Consider the following 16354-nt stretch of genomic DNA (forward strand, 5'->3'; position numbering starts at 1 on the left):
GTATCCTATGTGTAAGCTAGAAATTAGAAAAGTGACGTATCGGCGAGGTATTGAGGGGAATAGGAGTCTAATTGGCGTACATGATCAGCTGAACTTGCTCCTATCGGAGTTGCGACGAAGAAAGCTACCGGACGACCTCGTTGTATTTATTAATGCGGAGGTCTCCGCTATTGAGGCTGCTCCCGAAGCCCTGCTCTCGAGGAAAATAAAAAAGGTGCAGGCAGATATCCTGAAGCTGCTTGAGAAGGAGCTGAAGCTCGTCCCCCGAAACTACTACAAAAATACCTGGATGCCCTTAGGGCTTTGCTTTTTTGGGGTACCTATCGGTATCTTACTGGGGGCGGTATTCGGAAATATGGCAATGGTAGGTGTTGGCTTGCCCTTTGGACTGCTTTTGGGGGTGGCTGTAGGGATGGCTATGGACACCAAGGCCAACGATCAGAATCACCAGCTCGACTTTGAGGTGTAGCAGCCCCGAAGGCTACAGGAACGCCCAAATTTGTGGAAATAAATGAAATTTGAAAAACCGCGGACAGGATGCCGCGGTTTGTTTTTATCTTCGCCCCATCAAATCATATAAAAACGTAACCAATGAAGCTTATAAGCACAGGACTTTGCCTGATGATGGCCGCAATGGCCGCATTGGGGCAACAGGCTGGGGCAGATGGCCGTCTAACTCCCGAGATTCTTTGGTCGATGGGACGTTTGGGCGAGTACACCATTTCTCCCGATGGGAAAAAGGTGGCCTACACCGTGAATTTCTACGACGTTAAGGCCAATAAGGGCAATGCCGACATCTACCTGATGGATATCGACGGTAAAAACCAGCAGCGCCTTACGCAAACGCCTCAAAGCGAGAATAGCTTGGCTTGGCAGCAGGCTGGGCAAACGCTTACCTTTCTTCGTGGTGGCCGATTGGTAGAAATGGCGGTTGCTACACAAAAGGAAACGGCGCTAACCGACGAGAATACCGATATTTCGGGTTACATCTTCTCGCCAAAGGGCGATAGGGTGCTTTTTGCCATCGAAACCAAGGTGGATAAGACGGCGCAGGAGGTATACCCCGATCTACCCAAAACCGATGCCATGATCTTTGATCAGCTGATGTATCGCCACTGGGATACGTGGGAGGATGGCCTCTACAGCCATATTTACGTGGCCGATTTTGCCAACGGTAAGGTTGCTAACCTTAAGGATATCATGCCCGGCGAGCGTTGGGATAGTCCGCTGAAGCCTTTTGGTGGGATGGAAGAGGTAGCGTGGAGCGCCGACGGAAAATCTATAGCTTACACCTGCGTAAAGAAGGTGGGCAAGGAGCGCGCGCTGACTACCAACTCGGATATCTACCTTTACTCGATCGAAACGGGAGTTACCACCAACCTAACAGAGGGGATGATGGGGTACGATAAGAATCCACGATTCTCGGCTGATGGAAAGAAGATGGCCTGGCTTAGCATGGAGCAGGATGGCTTTGAGGCCGACCAAAACCGCATATTTGTGATGGATTTGGCTACCGGAAAGAAAACAAACACCTTTGCTTCGTGGACCTACAGCGCCGACAACCTGCAGTGGGATGCTGCTTCGCGCAACATCTACTTTACGGCATACGTACAGGCCACCTCGCAGGTACATAAGCTCGATGTGGCAAAGGGAACCATCACCGCGCTTACTTCGGGCGACTACGACTACCACAGCTGCGCCCTTGCAAATGGGGTAATTATTACCGACCGCACGCAGCTTACCGCTCCGGCCGATCTTTATGCTGTTAGCCTAAAGAATGGCGCCGTTAGCCAGCTTACCGCCATCAACAAAAATATAACCGATAAGCTGGTGATGCCAACCTTCGAAAAGCGATGGATTAATACCACCGACGGCAAGAAGATGCTTACCTGGGTGCTGCTACCTCCTAACTTCGACGCCAAGAAGTCGTATCCCGGCATTCTTTACTGTCAAGGCGGACCACAGTCGCCCGTTAGCCAAAACTTCAGCTACCGCTGGAACTTCTCGCTGATGGCTTCTCAGGGATACGTGGTGATTCTTCCCAACCGAAGGGGAGTTGTTGGTATGGGACAGGAGTGGACCAACCAAATTAGCAAGGATCATGGCGGACAGGAGATGCGCGACTTCTTTGCTGCGGTAGACTCCATAAAGAAGGAACCTTGGCTAGACGAAAATCGTATTGGGTGCGTGGGACCAAGCTACGGCGGATATACCACCTACTGGATGGCCGGAAACCACAACAAGCGCTTTAAGGCGTTCGTTTCTCACTGCGGAGTGTTTAACTCGGAGATGGAGTTTATTACTACCGACGAGCTGTTCTTCGATAACTGGGAGATGGGTGGACCATCGTGGGATACCGAAAACCCTGTTGTAAGGAAAAGCTTCTCGCAGTCGCCACACCTATTCGTAAAAAATTGGGATACCCCAATTCTTATCTTCGAGGGTGGCCGCGATTTCCGTATTCCCTACACCCAAGGAATGGCTGCCTTCAATGCTGCGCAGCTGATGAACATTCCTTCGAAGTTTGTGATCTTACCAAGCGAAAACCACTGGGTGCTTAGGCCTCAGAACGGCTTGCTATGGCAGCGCGAGTTTTTCGGCTGGCTCGATAAGTGGCTGAAGTAGCATTTTTGATGTTGCGATAGAAGAGGGAATCTCCCTACAAAAAAATAGAAGCGCGGACGCAGGTTCGCGCTTTTTTTATAACCAAGGGGGAGGTATATAAGTCCTTGGTTTTAGGCGAAGAGTTGAAGTCGTGATGGGGTTTGATACTCTATAGTTCTGTTTTTTAGATAGGGAAACGTGCTTCTTTTTATAAAAAAATGCTATATTTCGCTAGGTTGCTTATCTGTTACTTTAATTATTAGAAATTTATAATCTGGAATAAAAAAGGATGGTGTACAAATTAATTAAGGTTCTTACGCTCGACCGTAGAATTCGCGAGCAGAACACAGGAACAGCCGAAGAGTTGGCAGAAACGTTAGATTTATCCCGCAGCCAGCTGTTTGAGGTAATGTCGGAGCTAAAGGACTTTGGAGCAGAAATCTGTTTTAACCGCACCCGACGAACCTACTACTACGCCAACGATTTCGAGATTCAGCTAACCATCGAGACCAACGGCAAGCGGGTGCTTACCAACGACGATATGTCGAAAATATCAGGAGGCTTTTCTCTTTCACCCCAAAACTTCACTTTTTTTCAAGAAAATTCGCTCCGTCCAGATATGTGGACGGTAGCCTCCTACCTTAGCCCCCGCAACAGCACCTTTGGCCTGTTGCCCCGGTAGCCACAACGGTTGCCGGGTAGTATAAACAACTAAAAACAAAACGTTATGAAAAAAATCTTTTTACTTTTTATTTGTATTTCAATTTTCTCATCCTGTTCGAAGGAAGGTGTGGAAGAAGAGGTTAAAAGTTACAATTCAGAATTTCAATTAAAAATGGCCTCGCTTGTTTCTAAAGTTTCATCAATTCAGAGAAAAGATGCTTACCTGTTAAAAAGCACAGGAATAAATGAGGTTAATCCTGAATTGATAAAACTCACAGAAGAGATAAGGAATGAAACTATAAAACTATACGAATCAGAAGGCTTAAATATACTTGATTTTTTCCCTTCCAAAAATGATTACAGAATTGCTTTGGTTGGCATTATGGCTTATGAATTTGATAGGCTTCCGGAAAAAATGGAAGTTCAAAAATCCACATTGAAAGCAACATTGGGGGAATGTGCACTTCAAGCGATAGGAGTAAAAGAGCTTTACCAAGCAGGAGTAAAAAAAAGCTTAAGAAGTCTGCTCAAAGTAGCCGGCAAACAAGTTTTAAAAAAGGCTATTCCGGGTGTTGGTGCTGCAATTACTGCCGGAGAATTTATTTGGTGCATGTTTGATGATTAAAAAGCAATACTATGACTTTTGGCATTTTTAACGTTACACTATTTTCAGGTTGCCTTATATTCTTTCTGTTCGACCATCTCAAGATTAGAAAGAAGAGGTATGAGAGCGATCAAATAAGAAGGCTCACGGTTCAGAACAGCCGGCTGAAAATCTTGCTGGCTCTTTTTCTTCTTATAATCTCGCTAGAGCATTTGCTCGTAAACATCTAAAATTGCAACACCCCAATTCGTAAACAAACTCAGACCAACCTCATAGGTTGGCCTAGTGCTTGCATATGGGACGGTTAGAAGTTAGTATTTCTGTTTTGTTGAATTTTGCGCCTCCTTTTCGGCAATGGTTGACTGGGGTTTGATCTTGGCAGCCGGCAGACCTATCTGCAGGTTTATCTGGTTGATGGCTGTAGCCACTTTGGGGTAAAAGGAAGAAGCCGAATTGAGATAGATGAAGATACGCTGAATTTCGGCGTTGATTCCCGTCATTGCCAAGTATAACTGTTGATGTTTTCCTACTCTAACTCCTGTGTCTTGTGCTGAGCCTCTCTCTCGTCGTACTTCTAGGGAGAAGTCCTAACAGGTTTTCGAAACTTATTGGGTCTTTGTGCTGGCGGATTGTTATTCAATAGTAGATCCAAGATAAAGCCTTGGCTCGATAGTACACCTGTTGAATTGTATAATTTAATTGTTTTGATATTTTTGGCTGTAAATCAACTATATGTTTATATAACTTATGGGGTTGTATACAAATTCATTAAGGTTCTTACGCTTGATCGTAGAATTCGCGAGCAGAACACAGGAACAGCCGAAGAGTTGGCAGAAACGTTAGATTTATCCCGCAGCCAGCTGTTTGAGGTAATGTCGGAGCTAAAGGACTTTGGAGCAGAAATCTGCTATAACCGCACCCGACGAACCTACTACTACGCCAACGATTTCGAGATTCAGCTAACCATAGTGACCAACGGCAAGCGGGTGCTTACCAACGACGATATGTCGAAAATCTCCGGCGGTTTTCCTTCTTTACCCGAAAACTTCACTTTTTTTCAAGAAATTTCGCTCCGTCCAGATATGTGGACGGTAGCCTCCTACCTTAGCCCCCGCAACAGCACCTTTGGCCTGTTGCCCTTATAGCCACAATGGTTGCCGGGTAGTATAAACAATTAAAACAAATCGTTATGAAAAAGTTAAGTTTGGAACAGATGGAAGAGGTTGAAGGTGGATGGCCAGCATGGCTGGGAGGAACTCACATCTATAATGGATGTCAACAAGTCTACAGCGACTATAAAGGGACACAATATGCACGTTATACTTTGTGGGGATTGATTGGTGGAGAAAAGAACATTACTTCTATTTCAAATGATCCTTGCTAATAAACTAAATACAAATTAAATTTTTATGATTCATAAAATAATATTTAATTGCCAAAATAAAAACATTGTCATATTTGTTGCAGTTATCCTTTACTGCTCGAGTGCATTATGTCAAAACAAAATAGCAGGTTATATTTTTGATGCGAATAATAATTATCCTATTCCGTATGCTACCATTAAAATCATAGGTGTAGAAAAAACTATAATAGCCAATAGAACGGGTTTATTTACCATCGATAGTACATTGCTAAACTGTAAACTGCATTTTTCCTCCATAGGTTACAATGATACGATTGTAGGTGTCGAATATTTTAAAAGCAGCTATATCCTACGCTTATTCCCAAAACAATACTCAATATCTGAATTAACAGTACATCCAGTTAAGTTTAAAAGAATAAAATTAGGCGTACCTTTTATTACCTTATATAATGGCAGTTGGCATTCAATTATTGGCATGATTTACCCTACTTTTTTTCCAAATAATAGAAGGCGAGAAGGTTTTATTGAAAATTTTTCGGTAAAAATAGCCGCAAATTCTCGTTGGGATTGTCCCTTTAAAATACGAATTATGGAGGTTGATACAGCATATAAAACAATTACGTTTCGAACGTTACACAAGGATATTGAAGTAAAAGCAACAAAACCGGGGTGGTGTATCATTGATCTTTCCTCATATCAAATCCCCATTCCTAAGAATGGTTTTGCTGTCAGCATTATTATTTATGATGCTGGTCCTAGTTATTACTATCGTACGTCATCGAATAATAAATCTGATTTATATGGCATTGGTGTATGTCAAACAATACACTCAAAAGAAGCAATACCTTGTACATTTAGAGGAAAATATATCCAACTAAAAAAATTTGACAGCAACTACTCCTATGCCGTTAGAGCAACATTAAAAGTTATAGAATGAATGAGTTAACTCAAATAATTCCCATATCAATCTTGTTTTCAAGAAACTTCACTTTTTTTCAAGAAATTTCGCTCCGTCCAGATATGTGGACGGTAGCCTCCTACCTTAGCTCCCGCAACAGCCTCTTTGGCCTGTTGCCCCTGTAGCCACAACGGTTGCCGGGCAGTATAAACAATTAAAAACAAATCGTTATGAAAAAGTTAAGTTTGGAACAGATGGAAGTTGTTGAAGGTGGCTTTTCAAGATGTGATGTTGCTGCATCTATAGCTGGAGCTTCTTTTACATATGTTTTACAAGGAGTCGGAACTGCAATATGCCCAGGAGTTGGAACTATTGCGGGATGGGCATTGGGTACATGGGCCTCATTAGTAATTGCAGATAGATGTTAGTAAAGAAGATCTTTAAAGAAAGGGGATTAGGAGTGTTAAACCTTATCCCCTTCTCAATGTTGTTTGTTTATTTTATTTATCCGAAACAAAAAGTGTGGTTTTTTTTATTCATTTTTACATACAGTTTGTTCGAATTGATTTTTAATAGTAGTCAAAATGATTCTGTATTTAGAAAAAATATCCAAAAGTCCTATGTTATTTATTTGATTATTTCAGTTGTTTTTTATTTTATAATATATATGTATAATTGTTTGTTGCAATACTATCTATTGATAGTGTTGTTTTATTTTATAATAGTTTTTATTCTTGATTTTTACTACTACAAACAATCAAAAATAAATAATTAATACTTGGGTGGTGTGTGGATTAAATATCAAAAGATATTTATAATAAGTTTATAATTGAGTATTTTAGGTATGAAAACTACAGTTGTTTTAAACTATTTTTATGTGTGTATTCTAAGTATATTCCTTATTTTCATCAGCGATATTTTGATTGATAAGAAGATTCTTATTTATCAGTCTTTTATCGGACAGTTTGATGAAACAAGAGTAAATACGATAGTTGATTTATATCAAAGAATGCAAGTTTGGCAATACTTTATTATCCCAATACTTCTTTTGATGAAAATTTTTCTCTTATTAATACCTCTATATCTAGGCGTCATCTTAAAAAGTTACAAAGTACACGCAAAACAATTAATTTATATAATAATAAAATCCCAATATATTGTTGTAGTAAATGGCTTTATTACCATCTTATACTTTTGGATTACAAAAAAATACCATACAATTTCTGATTTAAGTATAATTCCATTTTCAGCACTATCTCTTTTTAAACCAAATGAAGTAGAACCTTGGTTGGTATATCCGCTTTCCATCCTTAGTTTATTTGAAGTTTTTTACTGGGTGGCGCTTATCATACAGTGGAAGAAGTTAACAGGGAAAAGTTACGGAGAATCGTTTGACTTTATTGGTAGCACCTACGGGTTAGGGCTGCTGCTATGGGTGTTGGTGGTAATATTCTTTACAATTTAAAAAGTATGAGAAAAACTATTGGAAGAGCTGCAATCGTTTTGGTTCTGCTATGCTCAAGCGTTCTTGTTTACAAAATAGTAGTAAAGGTAAACCAAAAAAAGGAGTGCGAGCGTATAACCCAAGCACTGCCAAGCTATACCTTTAACCTAGCGTATGGTGGCACAATGCATACCAAGAGCCTAGAGGATAAACCTACGGCAGTGATGTTCTTTAACCCGGGTTGCGAGCACTGCGAGTACGAGGGAGAAGCCCTAAGCACCAACAGCGGCAGCTTAAAGGAGAAGGAAATCCTTATGGTTAGCCTCTCGCCCCGCGATAGTATTAAGGCATACGCCAAAAGGCATAGGCTTGAGGGGATATCTAACATCCGCTTTGCCACCGATAGCCTTGCAAAGGCAACCATCATGTTTGGGGTTCAAGCTATCCCTACCACCTTTATATACGGTAGCGACGGTAGGTTGCGGAAGCGCTTTAACGGGGAGGTGAGCATTAAGGCGTTAATGAGAGAGCTACGTTAGATTAGTAGTATCAAGACACAAGTATCAAGACTTTGTCCAAAAGATTTTGTTGCGAGGAGGATTTAAAGAATTGCGGCAATTTGAAACGTATCTAATCAAAACAATATCGATTATATATGCAGAATAGTAAGGTTAATATGCTCAAGCATGCCCAAAAGACGCATGTGCTGCAGTACAACCAAAGCTGGTGCGGGCTGGCCTGCATGGCATCGGCGGTGAAGTACTACGGCGGCGTTGCCAAGCAGGAGCAGATGGTGGCCAACAGCGGAACCACCATTACGGGCACCACCCTACTTGGTCTCTACCAGCTGGCACCTACTCTTGGGTTCGATGCAGATGGCTACGAGGGAGACACCAAGGCGCTTAAGGATATTACCTATTTAGCCATTCTCCATATTCTTAACGAGAACAGCATGCAGCACTACGTGGTGTGCTACGGCTGGAATGGCAGCCACTTCATTATCGGCGACCCCGGCAAGGGTGTTGTTGAGATGACCGAAGAAGAGCTGAATGAGGCATGGAAGAGCAAGTCGCTGCTGCTGGTTAAGCCTGCAAGTAATTTTGTTAAGCAAAAGGAGCTACGCTCGCAGCGTTGGCTGCTGGCCAAGGAACTTACCCGCAACGACTGGGGCATACTCGGCGTAGCGGTTGCCATGGGTGTGGTGCTTGCGGCACTTGGGCTGAGCTTGGCCATCTTCTCCCAGAAGCTGGTGGATAAGCTGCTCCCCAGCGGCGATATCAAGAAGCTGGTGGCCTCGCTGGTGGTAATCTTCCTGCTGCTAATGGCAAAGAACTTCATCGGATACCTACGAGGCATTCTGCTTACCCGTCAGTCTAAGGATTTTGGGAATAGGACGGTTAGCTGGTTCTTCGGCATCAGCATGATGCTGCCCAAGCGCTTTTTCGACAGCCTTAAAACCGGCGACATGGTTGCCCGCCTTAACGACACCCGTAGGCTGCAGCAGGTGCTCAGCGCCATCACCTCATCAATGGTTATCGACCTGCTTGGGCTGATTACCGCACTTATTCTGTTGATAAGCTACTCTACATGGCTCGGCGTGGTATCGCTGAGCGCCGTGATTGTTTTTCCAATAATTACCATGCGCAATAGCAAGCGCATAAAGGAGTATCAGCAGCAAGTTATGGCCTCGTACGCCACCTCGGAAAGCTGCTTCGTGAATACCATTCAGGGTGTGGAAGCCATAAAATCGTCGCAAGTCGAACAGGTACATACCGAAAAAGTAGCGCAAGCGTACGGCAACTACCAGGAAAAGTCGTACGACCTTGGGCTATTCAGTAATAAGTTGGGGCTAATATTCCAAACTGCTGCCACCATTATTCTGGTTGCCGTAGTATCGTTTGGAGCATTTGGTGTACTCGAGAAGTGGCTAACTGTTGGCGAGCTGATGGCCGCCCTGTCGCTTGCGAGCACGGTAGTAGGAACAGCAGCTTCCCTTTCGCTAGCTATAGTACAATTTCAGGAGGCTAATGTTGCCTTTACCCGTTTGCACGATTTCATACAGGGTGAGAAAGAAGAAACTCTAGACGAGAGTAACGCATCTTCAATACGAATAGAGACCATTGCCCTAAAGGAGGTTTCGTTCCGCTACCCCGGGCGCAGCCTTCTGCTGGATAAAGCTTCGTTGGTACTCCGCCGAGGCGAGATTACCTGCCTTATGGGTGAAATTGGCAGAGGGAAGAGTACCATCCTTCAGCTGCTGCAGCGTTTTTATATTCCAGGAGAAGGAACTATTGAAATTAATGCCAAAGAGTGGAGTGGCATTAATACACCCCTACTACGCAGCTGCATCGGTGTTGCTCCTCAGGAGGTAAAGCTACTTAACGCCACCTTGCTGGAAAATATTGCCATGCGAAACGATCTGGAGAGCCTTAAGCAGGCCGAAACGCTATGCCAGCAGCTGGGCTTCAACCGCTTTTTCCAGCAACTCCCGCTTGGCCTACTCACTCCTGTTGGTGAAGATGGCGTAAACCTATCGGGCGGGCAGAGGCAGCTGCTCGGACTATGCCGTGCGCTTGTCCGCAAGCCATCCATCCTGCTGCTTGATGAGCCAACTGCATCGCTTGATAGGGAGGCCGCAAATTTTGTACGGCTGCTTATTCAGGATTTGAAGGTAGATAAAATAATTCTTATAGTTACCCATTTACCTGATATGCTTCCCATATCTGATAAACTTTACCTGCTACATAATAAAAAATTAGAGCAAAAAGATAAAGTGATGTTCTATAGAGAATTATGCGAAGATCAGATGGTGGATTTTGTATGATCTTTTGAAGTTCGTTGCTGTCGATATCATATATTAAGTGTTGTTTTGTAAATTATCTACATAAAACAGGAGGTGTCTCTTATAAATAGGTTGTGTAGTTTTATAAAATAAAAAAGGTACTTTGTCCTATCGGTATAAAACCGATAAGAAGAACAAAACAAGCAGATAGCGAGTGCAATGTAAAATGGCATTCGCTATCTGCTATCATTATAGTCAGTGCAATCTATCTCAATGGCTATAAAGTCAAAATATGTTGCCTATTTATATGTATATCAGTTGTTAATTCTTCTCTGTTATAATGTCCCTTCAATTTGTTTTCTACAATTGAATCTTTGCCGTTACAGCAGTTCTTTTATTGAGATAAAATAGATATTTATCGAGGATCATTTTTGAGGGCACACTTTCGGAGCGCTTTGTCCGTTAGAAATGTTGACTTTTAAGAAGTGAAAGAGTCTGAAATTAAGCGACAACCATTTGTAATGTATACTTTTTGAATTAAATGTGATTTTTTTTCGAAAAAGTAGAGTACAAAAAGGAAAAAATCTCTCTATAGTATTAAGGCAGCGAGTTGCCCGGCGGTAATGTTCCGTTTTAAATAAAAGTTATGATGAAATAGGAAGGGAAGAGGGTGATTTTACCACCTACTGGATTGGCGAGGAATTTTTGTCTTGGTAAGGGATAGTGCTTACATTTTTGAATGGGGGTTCGGAGATATAGGCATCAAGACGGCAGAAGGAGGATTTTCGCCTCTCATAATGCGCAAGGTAGGTTAGGTAACACCGTTATAATACTAGAGCTGGGTTGATTCATCTATTGGAATTGAGTCTCAACTACCATCTCTAGAAACAAGTTAATTTTCTAAATCTGAATTAGATTGGTTCGAGCTATCGGCTTGCAACCTGCTAGTTATTTCGTGGTGTAATAGCTGGCAGTAAGAGATCATGGTTGGCTTTTGGTTGGGGGATCAGAAGCTGGCAGCAACAAAGCGGTGGCTCCGCCTCTAAAATAAGGCATAGAGCAGGAATGAAAATGGTAGAGATTGAGAAAAAGGATATCATTCAGGATATCTTGGGGGCAATGCAGCGCTACCCCGAAAATAGCGCATTTGTTATAGACGATGTACACTATACCTATGCCCAGTTAGGTAGTAAGGTGGGTGGCATTATGCAGTATCTTTCTGGTACAACAGATCAAAGGGTCGGAATTGTGGCCGAAAACCGTATCGAGACCTACGCCTCGATACTGGCTACGCTCATGTGCGGAAAAACCTACGTAATTCTGCATCCATCTTACCCCGAAAGCCGCAATTTGAAGATTACCGCTACGGCAGGGTTGCGAACCATCTTATATGCGGGGCCGTTCGAGCAGGAGGCCTTTAGCCAGAAGGGGATTACGCTGGTTGACACCACGATGTTGGAGGAGAGTAGCATCCTGCAGCAGAGCTATCAGGCTGCTAGTGGCGATGCCAACGCCTACATCATTTTCACCTCGGGCAGCACCAATGAGCCCAAGGGAGTACCCATCACACGTACCAACCTAAATGCCTTTTACAGGGCATACGGCCAGCTGGGCTGGCTGCTTAGCGAGCGCGATCGTATGCTGCAGATGTTCGAGCTAACATTTGACGTTTCGGTTGTTTCGATGCTCTACCCGCTTACCCTTGGAGCAAGCATTTACACCGTAGGCTACCAGGATGTGAAGCACATGAAGGTGTTTGATCTGCTAGATACCTGCGAGCTAACTTTTGCTGCTGTAACGCCATCGCTGCTGCAGCTGCTTTCGCCCTACTTTGGTGAGATGTGCTTCCCTTCGTTGCGCTACCTGGTGGTAACGGCGGAGGCGTCGCAGGTGGAGCTGCTGGATGAGTTCAGAGCTTCGGTTCCCAACGCCGAGTTTGTAAATCTTTACGGCCCTACCGAGGCTACCATATACTGTACCTACTATAAAATTCCAGCGCAGGGATGCAAGCATCGCAACGGGATGGTGGCCGTGGGGCAACCATTTGACGGTATCGATATTCTGATTGAGGATGAGCAGGGAAATGCGCTTCCATCGGGAGAGATGGGGGAACTTCTAGTATCTGGCGATCAGGTGTTAGGTGGATATTTGGATGATCCAGAAAAGTCGGCAGCAGCGCTGGTTGCTCGCAACGGCAAGATTTTCTACAAAACTGGCGACCTGTGTATTGTAGACGGTGAGGGTGATATCATTTACTGCGGCCGTAAAGACTATCAGGTAAAGATTCAGGGATTCCGCATAGAGCTTAGCGAGATAGAGTACACCGCCAAGCAGTTTTTTGATAATACCTGCAATGTGGTGGTGATTCCTGCCGCGCAGGATGGTGTTTATACCGAGCTGCATATGGTTGTAGAGGACCATAGCTGCGAGGAGCAGCTGCTGCAGAATTTCCTGAAGGAGAAGCTGCCCCGCTACATGCTCCCCAAACGAATTCATTGCATACCTCAGTTCCCCGTATCAAACAGCAACAAGGTAGACCGAAAGAAAATAGCACAGCTTATCTAAACAAATAAAAATAATGACTCAGGCAGAAGTACTAGCGCAGGTAGAGACCATCTTTCAAAAGGTTCTTAAAAGGGATAATATCCAGCTTACCGAAACGGCAACAACCAACGATGTGGACGGGTGGAATTCCCTTTCGCATATGATGATTATTGCAGAGGTGGAGGCGCAGTTCGGAATTAAGTTCAGCTTTCGCGAAATGGTTAAGTTTAAGAATGTCGGCGATTTATGTAACGCTATCGTATCAAAAAAGCAGTAGGTAATGCAGTTTCTTTCATTTAGCTTTCTGGCTTTATTTACCGTCTGCTTTATTCTTTGCTATGCACTAAAAGGACGTTATCGTAATGCCCTGCTGCTTTTGGCTAGCGGGGTATTTGTTGGCTGGTTCCATTTGCCTTTTCTAATAACGGCGGTGGTGGTGGCCTTGTACACCTTTTTTATGGGGCAGTGGATCGAGCAGCGAAACAATCAAAGGCCAGTAAAGACGCTATACATTGTAAGCATTGTTGGGCTTATTGGAGGATGGCTATTCTTCCACTACAGCTCGTTTTCGGTAGGGGTAATTCATTCCCTACTACCCTTTACCAACGCAGGGACCCTCGCCGATAAGATTATCGTTCCGCTGGGGATGTCCTTCTATACCTTTCAGGCCATTGGATATTTAACCGATATCTACTGGCAGGAGTATCGTGCCGAGCGCAATCCGGTTAACTTTATGCTGTATATGCTCTTCTTCATGAAGTTCCTTTCGGGACCAATTGAGCGGGGCGACTCGATGCTTGAACAGCTTAAAAATCCGAAGCCATTCGACTACACTAACATTGTATCGGGGCTAAAGCTCATCTTTCTGGGGCTATTCAAAAAGCTGCTTATTGCCAACTATATATCGCCATCTACCGACATGATGTTTAGCTCGGTGCACGAGATATCGGGGGTGCAGCTGCTGATGACCTGCCTGCTTTACCCCGTAGTTCTTTATGCCGACTTCTCGGGCTATACCGATATCGCTGTTGGTGGGGCACGTATGTTTGGCATTGAGCTATCGCCCAACTTCGACCGCCCGTTTGTATCCAAAAGTACATCGGAGCTGTGGCGTCGTTGGCATATGTCGCTTTCCTTTTGGGTGCGCGACTACCTTTACATCCCGTTAACGGCTGCTACCCGCAGCTGGCGAGAGTGGGGTATATACCTTAGCCTTATTGTAACGTTTGTTCTGCTGGGCGTGTGGCATGGTGCCGGTTGGGCTTTTGCCTTCTACGGCTTTATTCAAGGCTTTCTGATATGCTGTGAGATGCGCTTTCCGCACTTTAGCCAAAGGCTTCAAAAGATGGTAGGGGCGCCAGTGGCTTCGGCCTTTATGATGGTTAAAACCTACCTGCTATTTGCCGTTTCTTTGATATTCTTCCGGTTAAGTTCGTTCTCCGATGCGCTCTACTTTCTCCGTAACATCTCGTTCGAGGTGGAGCATTCGTGGAAGGAGATGAACATCGGTATGAGCGATAATACCGCCATTGTTGCTGGTATTGCTCTAGTGCTGGTGCTGGTATACGAATATCTCTCCTCTAAAAAGGATTTGGCTGGAAGATTTCAGCGTTTGCCCGTATGGTTGCGCTGGGGTGTTTACTACCTGATGGTCTTTTTGCTGCTGCTGCACGGTAAGTTTGGCGCCGACAACTTTATCTACTTACAATTTTAAAGGCTATTGAGGATATGACTAATCAACCTAAAAACCCCAAGGCCCGCTTTTGGCTTCGCATTTTCATTCTGCTTTTACCGATCAACATCATAGTTGCCGTTTACTTTATAAAGGATCCGCTGATGGTGCTGCATCGCTACGAGCGGTTCGATAGGACAAATGTTATGCTTAACGAAGCCTACGTTGGCTGGCAGAACTACCTGGCGCATCGCGATTCGATTCCCTACAACTCGTACATCATGGGTAACTCTAGCACTATGGCCTTTACCACCACCGAATGGCAAAAGTACCTACAGCCAGGCGATTGTGCCGTTCGTTTCTTTGATAACGGAGAGAGCCTTGGTGGTGTTAGCCAGAAGCTCGAGCTGCTTGACTCGGTAGGCGCTACAATAAAGAATGTGCTGGTGATAGCCAACGTTCCGCTATTGAAGGATGCCTATCCGATGCTCGAAAATGAGCATCTCATCTCGCCCGAAGCGGCTAATATGGGCAAACTGGAGTTTCAGATGCGCTTTTTGCAGCGTTTCCTGCAGCCCGACTTTTCGGTCCACTACCTAAAGTATCTAATAACAAAAAGGTACCAACCTTCTATGAAGGGAGTTATTGCCCCTTGTTTGCCTATTAGGGAGCCCTATACCAACAACTTTATTAATCCCCGCGATAGGGAGATAAAACGTTTGGGAGAGCGCTACTGGGTGGAGCATAAGGCTGATTTTAAGCCTCGCAAGAGGGCTGGAAAGATGGAGGAGCGTTCCATTTACAGCTTGCAGCTGAAGCTGCTTCAGAACATCAAGCGCATTTGTGACAAGCATAAGGCAACCATCAAGTTCGTTATGAGCCCAGAGTACTGCCAAACAAAAATCAACCCAGAGGATATCCGGTTGATGAAGAGCATATTGGGTGACTCCGCTGTTTGGGACTTTACGGGGATTAATGAGTACACCTCTGATATTCATAACTATTATGAGGCGGGTCACTTTAGACCAACGCTTGGTGCCCGAATTTTACAGCAGATATACCAAACCAAGCAGCAGTAACGCTTAAGGATGCTGATAATGTTGTACAACGGTCGCTCTTGCCAATGCAGGGCGACCGTTGCTTTTTGATTTTGTTGCGATCTGAGATATGAGATTTGCGATATGAGTATTGAGTAGTGGGATATGAGATGTGAGTATTGAGATTTGCGATGTGGGGCTTTTTGTGGATGGTTGTGTGGCTTCGCCATGGGTGTTGGCGGATAGGAGGTTGGTTTACTATTATGGCATTGCTGCCGGAAGGAATTTTTTCTACGAAAGGTTTCTCCTGTGCCCTAATTGGTTGTTTTGCTACAGAGTTACTTCTTGCCATTCCTTTTTTGGCGCAAAAAAGGAATCGAAAAAACATGGCGGAAATTAACTCGCACCATCGGCTTATGGGTTTTTGAGGCTTTGTGGTGCGGTGGCAGAACGATTAAGATTTGCTCATTTGGTAGTCAGGTGCCTCCCGAGTGTTGCTCAAACATGGATTTTCGCCGTTGGTTGTGTGGCTTCGCCACGGGTGTTGGCGGATGTGAGGGTGGTTTTCTATTATGGCATAGCTGCCGGATGAAGGAAAGGGCTACTGTTGACGGATTTGTAGAGGGATAGGAGATTTGTGATTTGCGATATGAGTATTGAGTAGTGCGATTTGCGACTTTTTGCTGATGGTTCTTTTTTTATAATGCTTCCTTGCATTCATATGCTTATTCTAAAGCAGGAGG

16 protein-coding genes are annotated in these 16354 nt (G+C 44.2%); 15 read left to right on the top strand and 1 reads right to left on the bottom strand.

The window, feature by feature from the left end; all coding sequences use genetic code 11:
• The first annotated feature begins 7 nt into the window (after window positions 1-7).
• From L990_RS15285 to L990_RS15300, 4 genes are all read left to right on the top strand, one after another.
• Entirely contained in the window at window positions 8-469 is a 462-nt protein-coding gene (locus L990_RS15285; RefSeq protein WP_047451156.1) for a hypothetical protein, read from the top strand.
• A 122-nt stretch (window positions 470-591) separates the two neighbouring features.
• The gene (locus L990_RS15290) at window positions 592-2625 is read left to right on the top strand and encodes a S9 family peptidase (protein ID WP_047451158.1); all 2034 of its coding nucleotides are present in this window, start codon (window positions 592-594) and stop codon (window positions 2623-2625) included.
• A gap of 268 nt (window positions 2626-2893) precedes the next feature.
• Entirely contained in the window at window positions 2894-3286 is a 393-nt protein-coding gene (locus tag L990_RS19415; protein ID WP_052181071.1) for a hypothetical protein, read from the top strand.
• 45 nt (window positions 3287-3331) lie between these two features.
• Window positions 3332-3892, top strand: coding sequence for a hypothetical protein (locus L990_RS15300; RefSeq protein ID WP_047451160.1), 561 nt, complete (start codon window positions 3332-3334; stop codon window positions 3890-3892).
• Window positions 3893-4182: 290 nt separating this feature from the next.
• Here L990_RS15300 and L990_RS15310 read toward each other — a convergent pair whose 3' ends face one another.
• Window positions 4183-4371 carry a hypothetical protein gene (locus tag L990_RS15310; protein ID WP_047451164.1) on the bottom strand — a complete coding sequence of 63 codons (189 nt, stop codon included), beginning with the start codon at window positions 4369-4371 and terminating at the stop codon, window positions 4183-4185.
• Between the two features lie 213 nt (window positions 4372-4584).
• On the opposite strand from L990_RS15310, the gene L990_RS19420 reads away from it, so the two are divergent.
• The 11 genes from L990_RS19420 (at window position 4585) to L990_RS15370 (ending at window position 15653) form a co-directional block, all read left to right on the top strand.
• Window positions 4585-5016 carry a hypothetical protein gene (locus L990_RS19420; RefSeq protein WP_052181072.1) on the top strand — a complete coding sequence of 144 codons (432 nt, stop codon included), beginning with the start codon at window positions 4585-4587 and terminating at the stop codon, window positions 5014-5016.
• A gap of 44 nt (window positions 5017-5060) precedes the next feature.
• The gene (locus tag L990_RS15320; protein ID WP_047451167.1) at window positions 5061-5255 is read left to right on the top strand and encodes a hypothetical protein; all 195 of its coding nucleotides are present in this window, start codon (window positions 5061-5063) and stop codon (window positions 5253-5255) included.
• Between the two features lie 25 nt (window positions 5256-5280).
• A complete protein-coding gene (locus L990_RS15325; protein ID WP_047451168.1) occupies window positions 5281-6171 on the top strand; it encodes a hypothetical protein in 891 nt (296 codons plus the stop codon).
• Between the two features lie 191 nt (window positions 6172-6362).
• Window positions 6363-6560: a hypothetical protein gene (locus L990_RS15330; protein WP_047451170.1), complete on the top strand. Its 198-nt coding sequence runs from the start codon at window positions 6363-6365 to the stop codon at window positions 6558-6560.
• A gap of 416 nt (window positions 6561-6976) precedes the next feature.
• Window positions 6977-7597 (top strand): hypothetical protein, encoded by a 621-nt coding sequence (locus L990_RS15340; protein ID WP_047451174.1) that lies wholly within the window; start codon window positions 6977-6979, stop codon window positions 7595-7597.
• Between the two features lie 5 nt (window positions 7598-7602).
• On the top strand, window positions 7603-8115 hold the full coding sequence (locus L990_RS15345; protein WP_197057308.1) for a peroxiredoxin family protein: 513 nt from the start codon (window positions 7603-7605) through the stop codon (window positions 8113-8115).
• Window positions 8116-8231: 116 nt separating this feature from the next.
• A complete protein-coding gene (locus L990_RS15350) occupies window positions 8232-10400 on the top strand; it encodes a peptidase domain-containing ABC transporter (protein ID WP_047451179.1) in 2169 nt (722 codons plus the stop codon).
• A gap of 1029 nt (window positions 10401-11429) precedes the next feature.
• Window positions 11430-12923 carry an AMP-binding protein gene (locus tag L990_RS15355; protein ID WP_047451196.1) on the top strand — a complete coding sequence of 498 codons (1494 nt, stop codon included), beginning with the start codon at window positions 11430-11432 and terminating at the stop codon, window positions 12921-12923.
• A gap of 13 nt (window positions 12924-12936) precedes the next feature.
• Window positions 12937-13179 carry an acyl carrier protein gene (locus L990_RS15360; protein ID WP_047451180.1) on the top strand — a complete coding sequence of 81 codons (243 nt, stop codon included), beginning with the start codon at window positions 12937-12939 and terminating at the stop codon, window positions 13177-13179.
• Between the two features lie 3 nt (window positions 13180-13182).
• On the top strand, window positions 13183-14616 hold the full coding sequence (locus L990_RS15365; protein ID WP_047451183.1) for an MBOAT family O-acyltransferase: 1434 nt from the start codon (window positions 13183-13185) through the stop codon (window positions 14614-14616).
• Between the two features lie 14 nt (window positions 14617-14630).
• Window positions 14631-15653 (top strand): hypothetical protein, encoded by a 1023-nt coding sequence (locus tag L990_RS15370; protein WP_047451185.1) that lies wholly within the window; start codon window positions 14631-14633, stop codon window positions 15651-15653.
• The last annotated feature ends 701 nt before the right edge of the window (window positions 15654-16354 follow it).

It is taken from the genome of Alistipes sp. ZOR0009 (assembly GCF_000798815.1).
GTDB lineage: Bacteria > Bacteroidota > Bacteroidia > Bacteroidales > ZOR0009 > Acetobacteroides.